This is a genomic window from Pectobacterium sp. F1-1, from assembly GCF_025643735.1.
In the GTDB taxonomy this organism is placed as follows: Bacteria; Pseudomonadota; Gammaproteobacteria; order Enterobacterales; family Enterobacteriaceae; genus Pectobacterium; species Pectobacterium colocasium.
The window spans coordinates 4,373,215-4,389,713 of record NZ_CP104733.1 but is presented as its reverse complement, the minus strand read 5'-3'; the positions used below and the strand labels follow the sequence as shown (position 1 = coordinate 4,389,713).

Below are 16,499 nucleotides of genomic sequence, written 5' to 3'. Positions count from 1 at the left end.
ATGGTGAATAACGATAAGCATGACCCTCTGATGTTAGCAAGACAGCTCCCTCTGAAATCCGTGGCATTAATTCTGGCCGGAGGCCGTGGAACGCGACTAAAAGGGCTGACGGCGCTGCGTGCCAAGCCTGCCGTCCACTTTGGCGGCAAATTTCGCATTATTGATTTCGCGCTCTCTAACTGCCTGAATTCCGGTATCCGCCGTATTGGCGTGATTACGCAATATCAGTCGCATACGCTGGTGCAGCATATTCAGCGCGGCTGGTCATTTCTGAATGCAGAGATGAACGAATTTGTCGATTTGCTTCCCGCGCAGCAGCGTAACGCCACCGATCACTGGTATCGGGGAACCGCGGATGCGGTTTGTCAGAATCTCGACATCATTCGGCGCTACCGTGCGGAGTATGTTGTGATCCTCGCGGGCGATCACATCTACAAGATGGACTACTCGCGTATGCTCATCGATCACGTAGAGAAGGGCGCGGAATGTACCGTCGCTTGCCTGCCCGTGCCGCTGGAAGAAGCCAATGCTTTTGGCGTCATGAGCGTGGACAAACAGCACCGTATCCTCGATTTTGCCGAAAAGCCGGATAACCCGACGCCGATGCCAGATAACCCCGACATGGCGCTCGCGAGCATGGGGATCTATGTTTTTAATGCGGACTATCTTTATCAATTACTGGAAGCGGATCGTAATGCGCCGGACTCTAACCACGATTTTGGACAGGATCTGATCCCGAAGATCGTCTCGCAGCGTTTGGCCTGGGCGCATCCGTTTACCCTGTCGTGCGTCACGTCAGGTGAAGATGAAAACCAGTATTGGCGGGATGTCGGCACGCTGGAAGCCTACTGGCGCGCCAATCTCGATCTGGCGTCGGTCACGCCGGAGCTGGATGTGTACGATCGGCACTGGCCGATTCGTTCCGCGATTGAATCGCTGCCGCCAGCCAAATTTGTTCAGGACCGTTCCGGCAGCCATGGCATGACGATGAACTCGCTGGTATCCGGGGGCTGCATCGTCTCCGGTTCTGTTGTCACGCATTCCGTGCTGTTCCCACGCGTGCGGGTCAATTCATTTTGCAGTATCGATTCGACGGTAATTTTGCCGGATGTCAACGTAGGACGATCCTGTCGTTTACGCCGTTGCGTGATTGATCGCGCCTGCCACTTGCCGGAAGGCATGGTGATTGGTGAGAACGCGGAAGAGGATAGCCGCCGTTTTTACCGCTCGGAAGAGGGGATCGTGCTGGTCACGCGATCGATGTTGGAAAAGCTGTAAACACCATCGGAACAAAACGGGAGTAATAATGCGGGTCTTACATGTTTGTTCAGAGCTTTTTCCACTGCTGAAAACCGGTGGACTGGCGGATGTGGCTGGTGCGTTGCCCGGCGCGCAGATTGCGGCGGGAATGGATGTCCGCGTCATCCTGCCCGCCTTCCCCGATCTGAAAAAAGGCATCGCCAACATACAGGTTGTACGGGAGTTGGATACCTTCGCCGGGCACGTCACGCTGCTATTCGGTCATTTTAACGGCGTCGGTATTTATTTGATTGATGTGCCCGAGCTGTATGAGCGTGCGGGCAGCCCTTATCACGACCCTGCGCTTTACGCTTATGCTGATAATTATCTGCGATTCGCGTTGTTGGGGTGGATGGGATGCGAAATGGCGTGCGGTCTGGATCACTATTGGCGGCCTGATATCGTGCATGCCCATGACTGGCACGCAGGGCTGACCTGCGCCTATCTGGCCGCGCGTAACCGTCCGGCGAAGTCGGTCTTTACCGTTCATAATCTGGCCTATCAGGGGCTATTCGATGCCCGGCATATGCCGGGTATTCAGTTGCCGAGCGATTTCTTTCAGGTGTACGGTCTGGAATTTCATGGCCAGATTTCCTACCTCAAGGCGGGGCTGTTCTACGCTGACCATATTACGACCGTGAGCCCGACCTACGCGCATGAGATTACGCTGCCAGCGTATGGTTACGGTATGGAAGGCTTGCTGAAGGCGCGTGAAGAGGAAGGACGCCTGTCCGGCATCCTCAATGGCGTAGACGACATGATTTGGAATCCGGCGCACGATCCTTTACTGACGAACCATTACAGCCGTGATGCGTTGGCGAATAAAGCGGAAAACAAGCGCCATCTGCAAACGGCAATGGGTCTGAAGGTTGACGACAAGGCACCAGTTTTTGCCATCGTCAGCCGTCTGACCAGCCAGAAAGGGCTCGATATCGCCCTAAGCGCGATACCCGATCTGCTGGAGCAGGGCGGGCAGTTGGTGGTGCTGGGCGCAGGAGATGCGGATTTGCAGGAAGGCTTTCTGGCGGCGGCGGCCGAATATCACGGTCAGGTTGGGGTACAGATTGGCTATCACGAAGCCTTCTCACACCGCATTATTGGCGGCGCGGATGTCATCATGGTGCCGAGCCGATTTGAGCCTTGCGGGTTAACGCAGCTCTACGGCCTGAAATATGGCACGTTGCCGCTGGTGCGCCGAACCGGCGGGCTGGCGGATACGGTATCGGACTGTTCGCTGGAGAATCTGGCTGATGGGCTGGCAAGCGGGTTCGTCTTTAACGATTGCAGTGTGGGATCGCTATCCCGCGCGATTCGTCGTGTGTTTGTGTTGTGGTCCCGACCCACGTTATGGCGCTATGTGCAGCGTCAGGCGATGGCGATGGACTTTGGTTGGCAGGTTTCTGCTCAGGCTTATGGTGCGCTCTATCAACGCTTGTATACCCACTAGTTTTCCTGCTGCGCGTCATCCGCGTGCAATCTGAAAACGACAGGGTAGGGTAACACTCACTTGGGAATGAATATTATGAACTCGCCGTTTATCTATACTTCACCAACGCTCAGTGTGGAAGCGCTGAAACACTCTATTGCTTACAAGCTCATGTTTAGCGTGGGGAAAGATCCCTCCATTGCGAATAAACATGACTGGCTGAACGCCACGTTGCTAGCCGTGCGTGACCGGATGGTGGAACGCTGGTTGCGCTCGAACCGTGCACAGCTTTCGCAGGATGTGCGGCAGGTCTATTACCTGTCGATGGAATTCTTGCTGGGGCGGACGCTGTCGAACGCGCTGCTGGCGATGGGATTGTATGACGATCTGAAAGCGGCGTTGGATGGCATGGGGCTGGAACTGGACGATCTGCTACAGGAAGAAAATGACCCCGGCTTAGGGAACGGTGGCCTGGGGCGTTTGGCGGCCTGTTTCCTGGATTCGCTGGCAACGATGGCGCTGCCGGGACGCGGCTACGGTATTCGCTACGAATATGGCATGTTCAAACAGAATATCGTTAACGGTAAGCAGGCGGAATCGCCGGACTACTGGTTGGAATACGGCAACGCGTGGGAATTCCCGCGCCACAGCACGCGCTACAAAGTGCGCTTCGGCGGCCGTATCCAGCAGGAAGGCAGCAAAATGCGCTGGCTGGAAACGGAAGAAGTTATCGCGTGTGCTTACGACCAAATCATTCCCGGTTTTGATACGGATGCCACCAATACACTGCGTCTATGGGGCGCACAGGCCAGTAACGAAATCAATCTGGGTAAATTCAATCAGGGCGACTATTTTGCGGCGGTAGAAGATAAAAACCACTCGGAAAACGTGTCGCGTGTGCTGTATCCCGATGATTCCACCTATTCAGGCCGCGAACTGCGTTTGCGTCAGGAATATTTTCTGGTTTCGGCCACGGTGCAGGACATCCTGAACCGTCACTGGATGATGCATAAAACGTACAGCAATTTGGCGGAGAAGTTCGCTATCCACCTGAACGATACGCATCCGGTGCTGGCCATCCCTGAGTTGATGCGTCTGCTGATCGATGAGCACAAATTCAAATGGATAGAAGCGTGGACGGTGGTGAGAAAAGTCTTCTCCTACACCAACCATACGCTGATGCAGGAAGCGCTGGAAACCTGGCCTGTCGATATGCTGGGTAAAATTCTGCCGCGCCATCTGCAATTGATTTTCGAAATCAACGAACATTTTCTGGAATACGTCCAGAAAGAAGCCCCGGATGACAACGATCTGCTGGCGCGGGTTTCCATCATTGATGAAAACAACGGGCGTAAGGTGCGGATGGCGTGGCTGGCCGTGGTCGCCAGCCATAAGGTCAACGGCGTATCGGAGCTGCATTCGGACCTGATGGTGCAATCTCTGTTTGCCGATTTCGCCCGCCTCTTCCCTAATCGATTCTGTAACAAGACCAACGGCGTGACGCCACGGCGCTGGCTGGCTCTGGCTAACCCATCGCTCTCCAAACTGCTGGACGACACCATAGGCCACAACTGGCGCACCGATCTGAGTCAGTTGAGCGAATTGAAACAGCACATCGATTATCCGGCGTTTGTGCAGAAAATCCGTAAGGTGAAGCTGAAGAACAAAGTGCGCTTAGCGACTTATATGGCGGAAAACCTGAATATTGTGGTTAACCCTGAGTCGCTGTTTGATGTGCAGATTAAGCGCATTCACGAATACAAACGGCAATTACTGAATGTGTTGCACATCATTACGCTCTATAACCGCATTAAAGACGATCCTGATGTTGATCGTGTACCGCGCGTTGCCATCTTTGCGGGCAAGGCGGCATCGGCCTATTACATGGCGAAGCACATCATTAACCTGATCAACGACGTCGCCAAGGTGATCAATAACGATCCGGCATTGCACGATCGGCTGAAAGTGGTCTTCATCCCGAACTACAGCGTGAGTCTGGCGCAGTTAATCATTCCGGCGGCGGATCTCTCTGAGCAGATCTCGCTGGCGGGGACGGAAGCATCCGGGACCAGTAACATGAAGTTTGCCCTGAACGGTGCGCTGACGATCGGTACGTTGGATGGGGCTAATGTCGAAATGCTAGAACATATTGGTGAAGAGAACATGTTTATCTTCGGCAATACGGCTGAGCAGGTCGAAGCGCTGCGCCAGAGCGGCTATAACCCGCGACAGTATTACGATCAGGATGAAGAACTGCGCCGTGTGCTGACACAAATTACTACAGGCGTCTTCAGCCCTGATGACAGCCGACGCTACAGTGACCTGTTTGATTCACTGGTGAATTTTGGCGATTACTACCAGCTACTGGCGGACTATCGCAGCTATGTGGATACACAGGATCGGGTGGATGAGCTGTATGAGAAAAAGGACGAATGGGCGCGCTGTGCCGTCCAGAATATTGCCAACATGGGCTATTTCTCGTCTGACCGCACCATCGGCGAATATGCAGAGGATATCTGGAATATCAAACCGATACGGTTGTGATTGTGCATTGAGATGAAAAAGCGCCGTAGGTTTTTGCCTACGGCGCTTTTGTATTTGCGGCAGTAAAAGACGCTTGCGGTAACTGCTGATTAACCCGCTTTTGCCATTTGCTGTTGGCGGTGGTTGGCTAACCAGTCGCTGATGCGTTGTTTCTGTGCGTCATTCAGGCGCATGCCCAGCTTGGTGCGGCGCCAGATGACGTCGTCCAGCGTGACGGCCCACTCTTTCTCGACCAGATAGCGCAGTTCCGCTTCATACAGGTCATGACCGAAATCTTCACCCAGATCGCCGAGGCCTTGCACGTTAGTCAGAATCAGCTCGCTGTTTGAACCGTAAGTGCGGCTGTAACGGCGCGCCAGTGATTCCGGCAGGTTGAAGCGACGACGCAGCGCAGCGGCATAGTCGTCACGCGTGCCAGCGATATCACCACCCGGCAATACTGCATCTTTCGTCCAGGCTTTACCCGCTTGCGGATAGTATTTGTGCAGCTTCTCCAGCGCGTGTTCTGCCAGCTTACGGTACGTCGTCAGCTTGCCGCCAAACACGGAAAGCAGTGGAGCCTGACCGTTGTCATCATCGACAGACAGCGTGTAATCACGGGTAATCGCCTGCGGAGAATCGGACTCGTCATCACACAGTGGACGCACGCCGGAGTAAGTCCAGACGATGTCGTCACGCGTCAACTGCTGTTTGAAATGGTCGTTATACACATCCAGCAGGTAGCCGACTTCGTTATCGTCGATCTTCACATCGTGTGGATTGCCTTTGTATTCCACGTCGGTCGTACCGATGATCGAGTAGTCATCCTGCCACGGGATCACGAACACAATACGGTGATCTTTGTTTTGCAGAATATACGCCTGCGGCTGGTTATGGACTTTTGGCACCACGATGTGGCTGCCTTTGATCAAACGGATGCCGTAAGGCGATTTCAGTTGCAGGCCGTCATCAAAGAATTCTTTCACCCACGGGCCGGTGGCGTTCACCAGACCTTTGGCACGCCAGGTGAAGGTTTCACCGGTTAGTGAATCGACCGCATCCACAATCCACACGCCTTGCTCACGACGTGCACGGGTGACTTTGGTGCGGGTACGGACTTCACCGCCGCGTTTTGTCACTTCCTGCGCGTTTAACACCACCAGACGTGCATCGTCTACCCAGCAGTCCGAATATTCAAAGCCTTGCTTCAGTTCAGGCTTAAGCACGGAATCCGCGCCGAATTTCAGTCCCTTACTGGCAGGCAGGCTAACGCGTTTACCAATGTTGTCGTACATGAACAGGCCGATGCGAATCATCCAGGCCGGGCGCAGGTGCGGTTGATGGGGCAAACGAAAGCGCATCGGGAAAATAATGTGCGGAGCCATTTTCAGCAGCGTTTCGCGCTCAGACAGCGCTTCGCTGACCAAACGAAACTCATAGTGCTCAAGGTAACGCAGGCCGCCGTGAATCAGCTTGGAGCTGGCGGAGGACGTGGCACAGGCAAGATCCTGCGCTTCCAACAACAGGACTGATAACCCCCGCCCAGCCGCATCTGCGGCGATGCCTGCACCGTTAATTCCGCCGCCGATAACGATGAGATCTTTGGTTTCCACGTTTCTTCCTCCACCCTCGAATAAATCAAAATGTTCGTTTTCGAGCATTATAATAATCGAAAACAAACAAATCAGCCAATGGTTAACCAAATAAAAACATTTATGCGTGATGAAGCTAACAATATGATGATAGTTGTCACATTAAAGTAAGGGGTATTAGGCTAATACTGGTCACTTAAGCCCGTTATTAGGGGGAAACACAGGGGGAGGTTCCCGCAGGGAGGCATCCCCCTGTGGTCGCCCCGTGTATCTCGATGCTTAAACGATCGGCATTAGGGGATTTGGCTGGGGTTGTGCTGTTTTGTCATCACGCTTCACGTTAGTGAAGCACTGTTTTTATAAATAACCTTATAATCATATAGGTTTTATGCCGCTGAAGGCGGGTTACAATGACGCCAGTTGTTACGAACATCCTGTCCATTATTAACAAGGTTGTCACTTTCGATGGAACAATTTGAAGCTATTAGTCTTGAGCAAGCCCATTCTCGCTGGCAGGAAGGGGGCGTCGTCGTTGATATTCGCGATCCACAGAGCTTTGCCGCAGCCCATGTTCCCGGTGCGACGCACCTGACGAACGAAACCCTGTCTGACTTTGTGCGTGGCGCTGATTTAGAAGCACCGGTCATGGTGATTTGCTACCACGGTATTAGCAGCCGCAATGCGGCACAGTACCTGATTAGCCTGGGGTTCGATGCGGTGTACAGTATCGATGGTGGCTTTGAAGCCTGGCAACATCGCTACCCGCAAGACACGCAGGCGCAGGCCTGAGCGCATGACAATTAGCATTTTTATTATCATGTTTCTTACTCAACCCACTCGCTGGCGCTTCCTGTTATGACAATCCGCGTTATTGCTCTCTCCAACCCGCGTCTGGCTCAGGCATTTGTTGATTATATGCGTACGCAGCAGGTTCATCTGGAAATGCGGCCTCAGGGGCATGAAGCTGAGCTGTGGCTGGAGGATGAAACCCAACTCGGCAAGGTTCAGGAAGCGCTGGAGATTTTTCTGCGTGACCCGATGAACCCGCGCTATTTGGCGGCCAGTTGGCAAACCGGATCGATGGATACCGGTATTCAATACCAACGTTATTCTTACCTGCAAACGCTGAAACAAAAGGCAGGGCCGCTGACGTTATCCGTGATGGTTGTAACGATTGCGGTGTTTATCCTGATGCAGATCTCAGGCTATGAGAGCGTAATGACGTGGCTGGCGTTTCCGGCGGAGGGGCAGCAGCTACAGCTGTGGCGCTGGTTCAGTCATGCTTTGTTGCACTTTCCCTGCTGCACATTTTGTTCAATCTGATGTGGTGGTGGTATCTGGGCGGGCCGGTTGAAAAAGTGCTGGGAACCGGCAAACTGCTGGTCATCACGCTGGTTTCCGCGCTGGTCAGCGGCTGGGCGCAGTCCTGGTTCAGCGGTATCTATTTTGGCGGTTTGTCTGGCGTGGTTTATGCCCTGATGGGCTACGTCTGGCTGCGAGGAGAAAGGGAGCCAGATGGCGACTTATCGATGCCGCGTAGTCTGATGGCCTTCGCTTTACTGTGGCTGGTTGCCGGATATTTCGATATTTTAGGCATGTCGATCGCGAACGCGGCGCATGTGGCTGGGCTGGTTGTCGGGCTATTGATGGCCTTTTGGGACACGTATAATAAAACAAACCCCCGGTAAACCGGGGCGTCTTAGGGGATAAATGTGAAGCAGACACAACGGCATGACGCCATTATTGAACTGGTGCGTCGGCAGGGGTATGTCAGTACTGAAGAGCTGGTGGATCATTTTGCGGTGAGCCCGCAGACCATCCGTCGCGATCTGAACGATTTGGCTGAGCAGAATAAAATCCATCGCCACCACGGCGGCGCGGCTTTGCCGTCCAGTTCAGTCAATACGGCCTACCATGACCGTAAAATGATGTGGTCGGACGAAAAAGCGCGCATTGCCCGTCGGGTGGCGAGCCAGATTCCAGATGGCGCCACCTTGTTTATCGACATCGGCACGACGCCTGAAGCGGTGGCCTATGCGCTCATGCAGCATAAGGATCTGCGCGTGGTGACCAATAATCTGAACGTGGCAACGTTGCTGACGGCAAAAGAGGACTTTCGCCTGATTCTCGCCGGTGGCGAAGTGCGTACCCGCGATGGCGGTATCATGGGTGAGGCGACGCTGGATTTTATCTCTCAGTTCCGTCTGGATTTCGGCATTTTGGGCATCAGCGGTATTGACATGGATGGGTCATTACTGGAGTTTGATTACCATGAAGTGCGCACAAAACGGGCGATTATTGAAAATTCTCGCTGCGTCATGCTGGTGACGGATCATTCCAAGTTTGGCCGTAATGCGATGGTGAACTTGGGCAACATGGATTTGATCGACTATCTTTTTACCGATCAGTCACCACCAGCCAGCGTACTGAAAATCATTGAACAACATAAGGTACAGTTGGAGTTGTGTTGAGCCCGATGTGCCTTTTCCATGACGGACAACGGAGGAGGCACGATGTCAGATTCTTCAAGAAAGCCGAGTTCTGCAAAGCGATCAGGATCGTCAACGCGTTCAGCGACGGCAAAAAAGCCAGAGGCTTTAGCGCAGCCCGTGTCTTCCGCTCCTCCCCCCATTGCCTTTGATGCATCAGAATTTGCCGCCGCGCTGCGACGCCAACAGCGACTCGCTGGCGTCGCGTCGCTTAACGCGATGACGCCAGTACAGTGCTGGCGTGCCGTCAGCCTTGCGCTGTCTGAACAATTGCTGATGCATACCGCGTCGCCAACGCCGTCCACTGCCCATACGCCTCAGCGTCATGTGAACTACCTGTCGATGGAGTTCTTGCCCGGTCGTCTGACGGGCAACAACCTGCTGAATCTGGGATGGTATGACGCGGTAGCCGCTGCGCTGACGGAGCAGGGGCTGAATTTGAGCGATATTCTTGAACAGGAAACCGATCCGGGTTTAGGCAACGGCGGATTAGGTCGGCTGGCGTCCTGCTTTCTGGATTCGATGGCGACGGTAGGGCAGCCTGCAACGGGGTACGGCCTTAACTATCAGTATGGCCTGTTTCGTCAGCACTTTGCGCAAGAAAAGCAGCAGGAAACTGCCGATGACTGGCAGCGCGACGCCTATCCGTGGTTTGTACCGCGTGCGGAGCTGGCGGTGGATGTCGGGTTTGGCGGGCGTCTGCAACCCCAGACGGACGGCACCCTGCGCTGGCTGCCGGATACCGTTTTCAGAGGCGAAGCCTGTGACCTGCCGGTGATTGGCTATCACAACGGCGCCGCGCAGCCGCTGCGTCTGTGGCGCGCGACGCATCGCGATCCGTTTGATTTGACGCTATTCAACGAAGGGCACTATCTGCGCGCGGCCCAGGCGGGCATTTCTGCCGCCAGCCTGACCAGCGTGCTGTATCCGAATGACAATCACGCGGCGGGCAAACGCTTGCGCCTGATGCAGCAGTATTTCCACTGTGCCTGTTCGGTGGCCGATATTCTGCGCCGCCATCTTAAGGCGGGGCGTGCACTGTCCACGCTGCCGGATTACGAAGTCATCCAGCTTAATGATACTCATCCGACACTGGCGATCCCTGAGTTGATGCGGCTGCTGCTGGATGAGCATCAGATACCGTGGGATGAAGCCTGGTCGATAACCGGACGCACCTTCGCTTATACCAACCATACACTGATGCCGGAAGCGCTTGAGCGCTGGGACGAACGGTTGTTTGGCCGCCTGCTACCTCGCCACCTGTCGATCATCCGGCAAATTGATACGCAGTTTAAGGCGCTGGTCGAGGACAAGTGGCCCGGCGATCGACAGGTGTGGGCGAAGCTCGCCATCCGCCATCAGCGCCAGATTCGCATGGCAAACCTGTGCGTCGTCAGTTGCTTTGCGGTCAACGGCGTGGCCGCGCTGCACTCGGCGCTGGTAGTGAAAGATCTGTTTCCTGAATACCATCAGCTGTGGCCGACCAAATTCCATAACGTTACTAACGGCATTACGCCACGTCGCTGGCTAAAACAGTGTAACCCGGCGCTGTCCGCGCTGATCGACGATACGCTGCGCACGCCGTGGGTGAATGATTTGCCCGCACTGCAAGGGCTGGAACCCTATGCTGACGATGCCGGCTTTCGTGAGCGTTATCGACAAATCAAAGCCGATAATAAAACGCAATTGGCAACCTACCTGCGTCAGCAGTACGACATTGTGATCGATCCGCAGGCGCTGTTTGATGTGCAAATCAAACGATTGCATGAATACAAACGCCAACATTTGAATCTGCTTCATATTCTCGCGCTATATCGTCAATTGCGTGACAATCCGCATCTGGATATAGTGCCGCACGTCTTTTTGTTCGGTGCCAAAGCGGCACCGGGCTATGTATTAGCGAAAAACATCATTTACGCCATTAACCGGGTTGCTGCGGTCATTAATCAGGATCGCCGTGTTAACGATCGCCTTAAGGTCGTCTTCCCGCCGGACTATCGCGTCTCGCTGGCTGAACGGATGATTCCTGCTGCGGATGTGTCTGAGCAGATTTCAACGGCAGGCAAAGAGGCGTCTGGCACGGGCAATATGAAGCTGGCGCTGAACGGTGCGCTGACCGTCGGCACGTTGGACGGGGCGAATGTGGAAATGGCGCAGCAGGTCGGTGAAGACAATCTGTTCATTTTCGGCCACACCGTTGAACAGGTAAAAGCGTTGCAGGCGCAGGGCTATGAGCCGTCTGACTACCTTGCCGTGACGCCGCTGCTGCGTGAAGTGCTGAATGAGCTAGCGAGCGGCGCGTTCAGCCAGGGGGATAAAAACGCGTTTGCCCCGTTGTTGGATAGCCTGCTGAAGCTGGGCGATCCCTATATGTTAATGGCCGATTTTGCACCGTACTGCGAGGTGCAACAGCGTGTTGATGTGCTTTACCGTGAGCCGGATGAATGGACGCGCCGCTGTGTGCTGAATACCGCCAAAATGGGGATGTTCAGTTCGGACCGGGCGATCCATGATTACCAGACGCGCATTTGGCAGGCGCATCGTTAGGAAAAGGAGAGGGTGTTCAAGGTGGATAAACTGGCAAGCCAGCAGACAGGCGTCGCGGAAAGCTATACCGATGCCTATGGCAAAGAGCACATGGTTGCGGCCGCAATCAGAAACCAGATTCAGGCAATGATGGACGTTTCTGATAGCGGCAATGCGCCTTTGCCGCCTGTTCGTGTCTTTTTGCAGGGCCGGGATGCGATCATCGAGCTTGCTGGTCACGGTGAATTCCTCTGGACGCTGATGTATGAAAACGGCGGTCAAATTCAAGGACAGATAACGGGAGGTTCAACGCTGGCGTTGCCGGGCGTGTTGCCGCTGGGTTATCACTACCTGACGCTGACGCAGGCCGACCAGCGCTGGAGCTGCCGAATTATTGTCGCGCCGCACCGCTGCTATGAGCCAGAAGCCTTACAGCAGGGAAAACGCTGGTGGGGCGTTACCGTCCAGCTTTATACCCTGCGCTCGCAGAACAACTGGGGCGTCGGGGACTTTGGCGACCTGCGCCAACTGGTGGAGCAGATTGCCCGACGCGGCGGTGCCTTTGTGGGGCTGAACCCGCTGCATTCGCTGTATCCCGCACAGCCAGAAGCCGCAAGCCCTTACAGTCCTTCTTCCCGACACTGGCTGAATATTATTTATATCGATGTGAATCGCATTGATGATTTTCAGCAGAGCGAGGAAGCGCAGGCATGGTGGCACCGTGAGGATACACAAAGCGCGGTTGCCGCGTTACGGGCAGGGCGCTGGGTCGATTATGAACCGGTGACGTCGCTTAAACTGACCGCCTTACGGCTGGCGTTCCGCTACTTTACCACCCGCAGCGCGCTGGACCCACGCATTAGTGCTTTTCGTCAGTTTGTTGTCAGCGGCGGGCAGAGTCTGCAACTTCAGGCGACGTTTGATGCGTTGCAGGCTTATCTGAAAAAGCAGGGCGAGAACTACGCGGACTGGCACCAATGGCCTGCCAGTTACCATGACGTGCACAGTGAAACCGTGAAGTCATTCCGCCGTGAAAATAGCGATGAGATTACCTTCTACAGCTGGCTGCAATGGGTCGCGCATGAGCAACTCGCGGAGTGCTATGCGCACAGTAAACAGCTTGGCCTGCCGCTCGGCCTGTATCGCGATTTAGCCGTTGGGGTTGCACAGGGCGGCGCGGAAACCTGGGATGAACGGCAGCTCTATTGCCTTGATGCCTCTATTGGCGCACCGCCGGACCCGCTTGGACCACAGGGACAAGACTGGCAGCTCGCGCCGATGAACCCGACGATGATGCAGCTTCGCGGCTATCAACCGTTTATCGATGTCCTGCGCAGTAACATGGCGCACTGTGGTGCGTTGCGACTTGATCACGTGATGGCGCTCTTGCGCCTGTGGTGGATACCCAAGGCGGCGTCGGCGGGTAGCGGTGCTTATGTGCATTACCCGGTCGACGATTTGCTGGCGGTGCTGGCGCTGGAAAGTCAACGTCATCGCTGCCTGATTATCGGTGAGGATTTAGGCACGGTGCCGCCGGAAATTATCAGCAAACTGCATGACTACGGTATCTATTCTTACAAGGTGCTGTTCTTTGAAAAGGACGAGGAGAATCACTTCCGCGCACCGGAAGACTACCCGCGTCAGGCGATGACAACCATTACGACGCACGATCTCCCGACGCTACGCGGCTACTGGCAAACGGTGGATTTATCGCTGGGGCGGGAGTTGGGGCTGTACCCGACGGAAGCGTTACTGCAAGAACAAATGCAGCAGCGTGAGAAGGCGAAACAGGGGCTGCTCAACGCGTTGCACGAATTCGGGCTATTGCCGCAGCGGGTGGGGCGTAACTCGGCGCTGACGACGATGGGCGCGCCGCTGAGTCGCGGTGTTCATCGGTATGTCGCCGATAGCGCAAGCGCACTGGTCGGGTTCCAACTGGAAGACTGGCTGGATATGGCGACACCGGTCAATGTGCCGGGCACCAATCGTGAATACCCCAACTGGCGACGCAAGCTCACGCGCCCGCTAGAGTCGATCTTCGCTGACCGTTGCCTTGAACGGCTGGTTCGGGATATGGATTTGCGTCGTGGCGCGCCGATGAAAACGCAGAAAGCCTAAGGCAGAATGAATACGCATCCTCCCCTAAGCCGGGGAGGATGCCGAAGGATAAATCAGCAGGAGAGAGGATTAGTAGTAGGAGTGTTCGCCGCGCTGGTGTTCGGTGAGATCTCTCACGCCTTTCAGCTCAGGGAATTTTTCTAGCAGCTCTTTCTCGATCCCTTCTTTCAGCGTGTAATCGACCATAGAACAGCCGTTACAGCCGCCGCCAAATTGCAGAATCGCCATGCCGTCATCGGTAATTTCCATCAGCGTTACGCGGCCGCCGTGGCCAGCCAGCTGTGGGTTGATTTGCGATTGCAGCACATACTCAACGCGTTCCATCAGCGGGGCGCTGTCGTCCACTTTACGCATTTTGGCGTTTGGCGCTTTCAGCGTGAGCTGAGAACCTAACTGGTCAGTCACGAAGTCGATTTCAGCGTCTTCAAGATAAGGTGCGCTGAGTTCGTCTACGTAGGCAGAAATCTTTTCAAACTTCAGTACGGTATCGCTGGCTTCTACGGCATCCGGCGGGCAATACGAGACGCCGCACTCGGCGTTTGGCGTACCTGGATTGATAACAAATACGCGAATCTGTGTGCCTTCTTCCTGTTTTGCCAACAGTTTCAGGAAATGCTCCTGAGCAGCATCGGTAATACGGATCATAATAGTAAGCTCAATAGTTGACTGCACTTGTCGGTTATAATACGCCCATCCTCCCCCCAACTACAAGGTGCGGCACACACACCAGACCTGAACGCCCGCCGCACCTTGAGCCAGCAGCAGCCTGCTGATTTCCGCGGCGGTACTGCCCGTCGTGACCACATCATCCAGTAACACCACCTGTTGCCCGGACAGCGAAATATCACACGAGAATGCGCCCCGCAGGTTCCGCCGCCGCGCGCTGGCGCTGAGCGTTTGCTGTAGCGATGTGCGCCGAGTGCGCTGCAATTCGCGGGGGTCATAAGCACAGTTCAGCCAGCGGGCGAGAGGACGGGCGAGCAACGCGGTCTGGTTGAAGCCGCGATGCCACTGACGGTTTCGGTGCAGAGGAACGGTGAACAGACGGTCAGGGCGGAACAGGGGAACCTGTCCGGTGAGTTTCCGCTCGCGGTAGGTCATTTGCCAGCGCAGTAAGAGTTGCCGGGCGAGCACGGCTGCCAGCTCGGTTTTACCGTGGAACTTAAACTGTTTCAGCAGCGTGTTAAACGGCGGTACATAGTCGCTGATAAAGGTGAGCGATTGCCAGGGCGGTGGATTTTGCAGGCAGCGCCCGCACTGACGCGCTGTGTCGCCGGAGGGCAAGCCACAACGTGGGCAGCAGGCGGGCAGACGCGGCAAATGGCGCTGGCAGTACGAGCAAATGCCTTGCCGACTACGATGAAGCGGTAATAAACATAGCCAGCAGCGGGCGGTGATGGTTAACATATTTTTTCCCTAAAAATGTTTTTCCCTGAGTAAGGAAGATAACGGATGGCAGCGTTGTATTGGCAGACCGAAGGTGCAGGAAACACGGATCTTGTGTTGCTGCACGGGTGGGGATTGAATGCGCAGGTATGGCAAAGCATTATTGCGCGACTCGCCCCGCATTTTCGTCTGCATAGGGTCGATCTGCCGGGTTATGGCAGGAGTCAGGGGTTTGGACCGATGTCGCTGAGTGACATGGCGGCGAAGGTATTAGCGCAGGCACCGGAACGTGCCGTCTGGCTAGGCTGGTCGCTGGGCGGATTGGTTGCCAGCCAGATTGCGTGGCGCGCGCCTGAGCGCGTGGAAAAGCTGATTACCGTGGCATCGTCGCCCTGTTTCAGCGCACAGGACGGCTGGCCGGGTATCAAGCCGGACGTCTTGCAGGGGTTTCAGCAGCAGCTCAGTGAAGATTTCCAGCGTACGGTCGAGCGGTTTTTGGCGCTGCAAACGCTGGGAACGGAGAGCGCACGGCAGGATGCCCGACTATTAAAAAGCGTGGTGCTGGAACAGCCAATGCCGTCCGTCGAGGTATTAAACGGTGGGTTGGCCATATTGCGTGAAGCGGATTTACGTCAGCCGTTAGCCGACTTGGCCGTGCCGTTCCTGCGGCTTTATGGTGCGCTAGACGGGCTGGTGCCGCGCAAAGTCGCTGGATTGCTGGATGAGCAGTGGGCGAATTCGACGTCGGCGGTGATGCCAAAGGCCGCGCATGCGCCGTTTATCTCGCATCCCGATGCCTTTACCGAGCAGGTGATCGCGTTCGCTCAGGCCTAGACGACGATAATTTACATTTTCTCCTCAATTTCTCCACGATTTAGCCGATGTCGGCAGTTAAGGTAATTTGTCACCTTATGCGCAGTCATATTGTTCACTTAAGCGTGGATTTAGGGGGAAACACGGTGATGAGGTTCCCGTAGGGAGACCTCGCACCGTGGTAGCCCCCGGTATCTCGATCCTTAAAAGAGCAGCATTATCCTGTGCACAGGTTTTTTCTCTGGGGTTAGTGGATCCTGTTCTGAACGATCATAAGTAGGCTGCTCATAAAGCAGCCACATTAAAATATGGCTGAGGAGTATAGAA

11 protein-coding genes and 1 pseudogene are annotated in these 16,499 nt (G+C 55.1%); 9 read left to right on the top strand and 3 right to left on the bottom strand.

Features of this window, described 5'->3' with window-relative positions; genetic code table 11:
• The 3 genes from glgC to glgP all read left to right on the top strand — a co-directional run bounded on the left by glgC (position 1) and on the right by glgP (position 5,269).
• Positions 1 to 1,278: a glucose-1-phosphate adenylyltransferase gene (gene glgC, locus NAL19_RS19710; RefSeq protein ID WP_263058216.1), complete on the top strand. Its 1,278-nt coding sequence runs from the start codon at positions 1 to 3 to the stop codon at positions 1,276 to 1,278.
• A gap of 28 nt (positions 1,279 to 1,306) precedes the next feature.
• The gene (gene glgA, locus NAL19_RS19705; RefSeq protein WP_263058215.1) at positions 1,307 to 2,746 is read left to right on the top strand and encodes a glycogen synthase GlgA; all 1,440 of its coding nucleotides are present in this window, start codon (positions 1,307 to 1,309) and stop codon (positions 2,744 to 2,746) included.
• Between the two features lie 75 nt (positions 2,747 to 2,821).
• Positions 2,822 to 5,269: a glycogen phosphorylase gene (glgP, locus tag NAL19_RS19700; protein ID WP_263058214.1), complete on the top strand. Its 2,448-nt coding sequence runs from the start codon at positions 2,822 to 2,824 to the stop codon at positions 5,267 to 5,269.
• A gap of 89 nt (positions 5,270 to 5,358) precedes the next feature.
• Here the strand turns inward: glgP and glpD are convergent, their stop codons facing one another.
• Positions 5,359 to 6,861, bottom strand: coding sequence for a glycerol-3-phosphate dehydrogenase (glpD, locus tag NAL19_RS19695; protein ID WP_225086060.1), 1,503 nt, complete (start codon positions 6,859 to 6,861; stop codon positions 5,359 to 5,361).
• A 444-nt stretch (positions 6,862 to 7,305) separates the two neighbouring features.
• On the opposite strand from glpD, the gene glpE reads away from it, so the two are divergent.
• From glpE to malQ, 5 genes and pseudogenes are all read left to right on the top strand, one after another.
• Positions 7,306 to 7,629, top strand: coding sequence for a thiosulfate sulfurtransferase GlpE (gene glpE / locus NAL19_RS19690; protein WP_263058213.1), 324 nt, complete (start codon positions 7,306 to 7,308; stop codon positions 7,627 to 7,629).
• A gap of 66 nt (positions 7,630 to 7,695) precedes the next feature.
• Positions 7,696 to 8,528, top strand: a pseudogene (glpG, locus tag NAL19_RS19685) (rhomboid family intramembrane serine protease GlpG).
• 24 nt (positions 8,529 to 8,552) lie between these two features.
• Positions 8,553 to 9,311: a DeoR/GlpR family transcriptional regulator gene (locus NAL19_RS19680; protein ID WP_225086057.1), complete on the top strand. Its 759-nt coding sequence runs from the start codon at positions 8,553 to 8,555 to the stop codon at positions 9,309 to 9,311.
• A gap of 42 nt (positions 9,312 to 9,353) precedes the next feature.
• On the top strand, positions 9,354 to 11,876 hold the full coding sequence (gene malP / locus NAL19_RS19675) for a maltodextrin phosphorylase (protein WP_225086056.1): 2,523 nt from the start codon (positions 9,354 to 9,356) through the stop codon (positions 11,874 to 11,876).
• Positions 11,877 to 11,888: 12 nt separating this feature from the next.
• Positions 11,889 to 13,973: a 4-alpha-glucanotransferase gene (gene malQ, locus NAL19_RS19670; protein ID WP_263058212.1), complete on the top strand. Its 2,085-nt coding sequence runs from the start codon at positions 11,889 to 11,891 to the stop codon at positions 13,971 to 13,973.
• Between the two features lie 69 nt (positions 13,974 to 14,042).
• Here the strand turns inward: malQ and nfuA are convergent, their stop codons facing one another.
• The gene (nfuA, locus tag NAL19_RS19665; RefSeq protein ID WP_015842023.1) at positions 14,043 to 14,618 is read right to left on the bottom strand and encodes a Fe-S biogenesis protein NfuA; all 576 of its coding nucleotides are present in this window, start codon (positions 14,616 to 14,618) and stop codon (positions 14,043 to 14,045) included.
• 60 nt (positions 14,619 to 14,678) lie between these two features.
• Positions 14,679 to 15,380, bottom strand: a complete 702-nt coding sequence (gene gntX / locus NAL19_RS19660) for a DNA utilization protein GntX (protein ID WP_263058211.1) — start codon at positions 15,378 to 15,380, stop codon at positions 14,679 to 14,681.
• Positions 15,381 to 15,425: 45 nt separating this feature from the next.
• On the opposite strand from gntX, the gene bioH reads away from it, so the two are divergent.
• Complete coding sequence (gene bioH / locus NAL19_RS19655; protein WP_225086051.1) at positions 15,426 to 16,193, top strand: pimeloyl-ACP methyl ester esterase BioH; 768 nt, start codon at positions 15,426 to 15,428, stop codon at positions 16,191 to 16,193.
• The last annotated feature ends 306 nt before the right edge of the window (positions 16,194 to 16,499 follow it).

What these genes read in the sequence shown, in the direction of transcription:
- bioH (WP_225086051.1), top strand. Translation starts at nt 15,426, where the DNA reads ATGGCAGCGTTGTATTGGCAGACCGAAGGTGCAGGAAACACGGATCTT.
- glgP (WP_263058214.1), top strand. Translation starts at nt 2,822, where the DNA reads ATGAACTCGCCGTTTATCTATACTTCACCAACGCTCAGTGTGGAAGCG.
- gntX (WP_263058211.1), bottom strand. Translation starts at nt 15,380, where the DNA reads ATGTTAACCATCACCGCCCGCTGCTGGCTATGTTTATTACCGCTTCAT.
- glgA (WP_263058215.1), top strand. Translation starts at nt 1,307, where the DNA reads ATGCGGGTCTTACATGTTTGTTCAGAGCTTTTTCCACTGCTGAAAACC.
- glpE (WP_263058213.1), top strand. Translation starts at nt 7,306, where the DNA reads ATGGAACAATTTGAAGCTATTAGTCTTGAGCAAGCCCATTCTCGCTGG.
- nfuA (WP_015842023.1), bottom strand. Translation starts at nt 14,618, where the DNA reads ATGATCCGTATTACCGATGCTGCTCAGGAGCATTTCCTGAAACTGTTG.
- malP (WP_225086056.1), top strand. Translation starts at nt 9,354, where the DNA reads ATGTCAGATTCTTCAAGAAAGCCGAGTTCTGCAAAGCGATCAGGATCG.
- glgC (WP_263058216.1), top strand. Translation starts at nt 1, where the DNA reads ATGGTGAATAACGATAAGCATGACCCTCTGATGTTAGCAAGACAGCTC.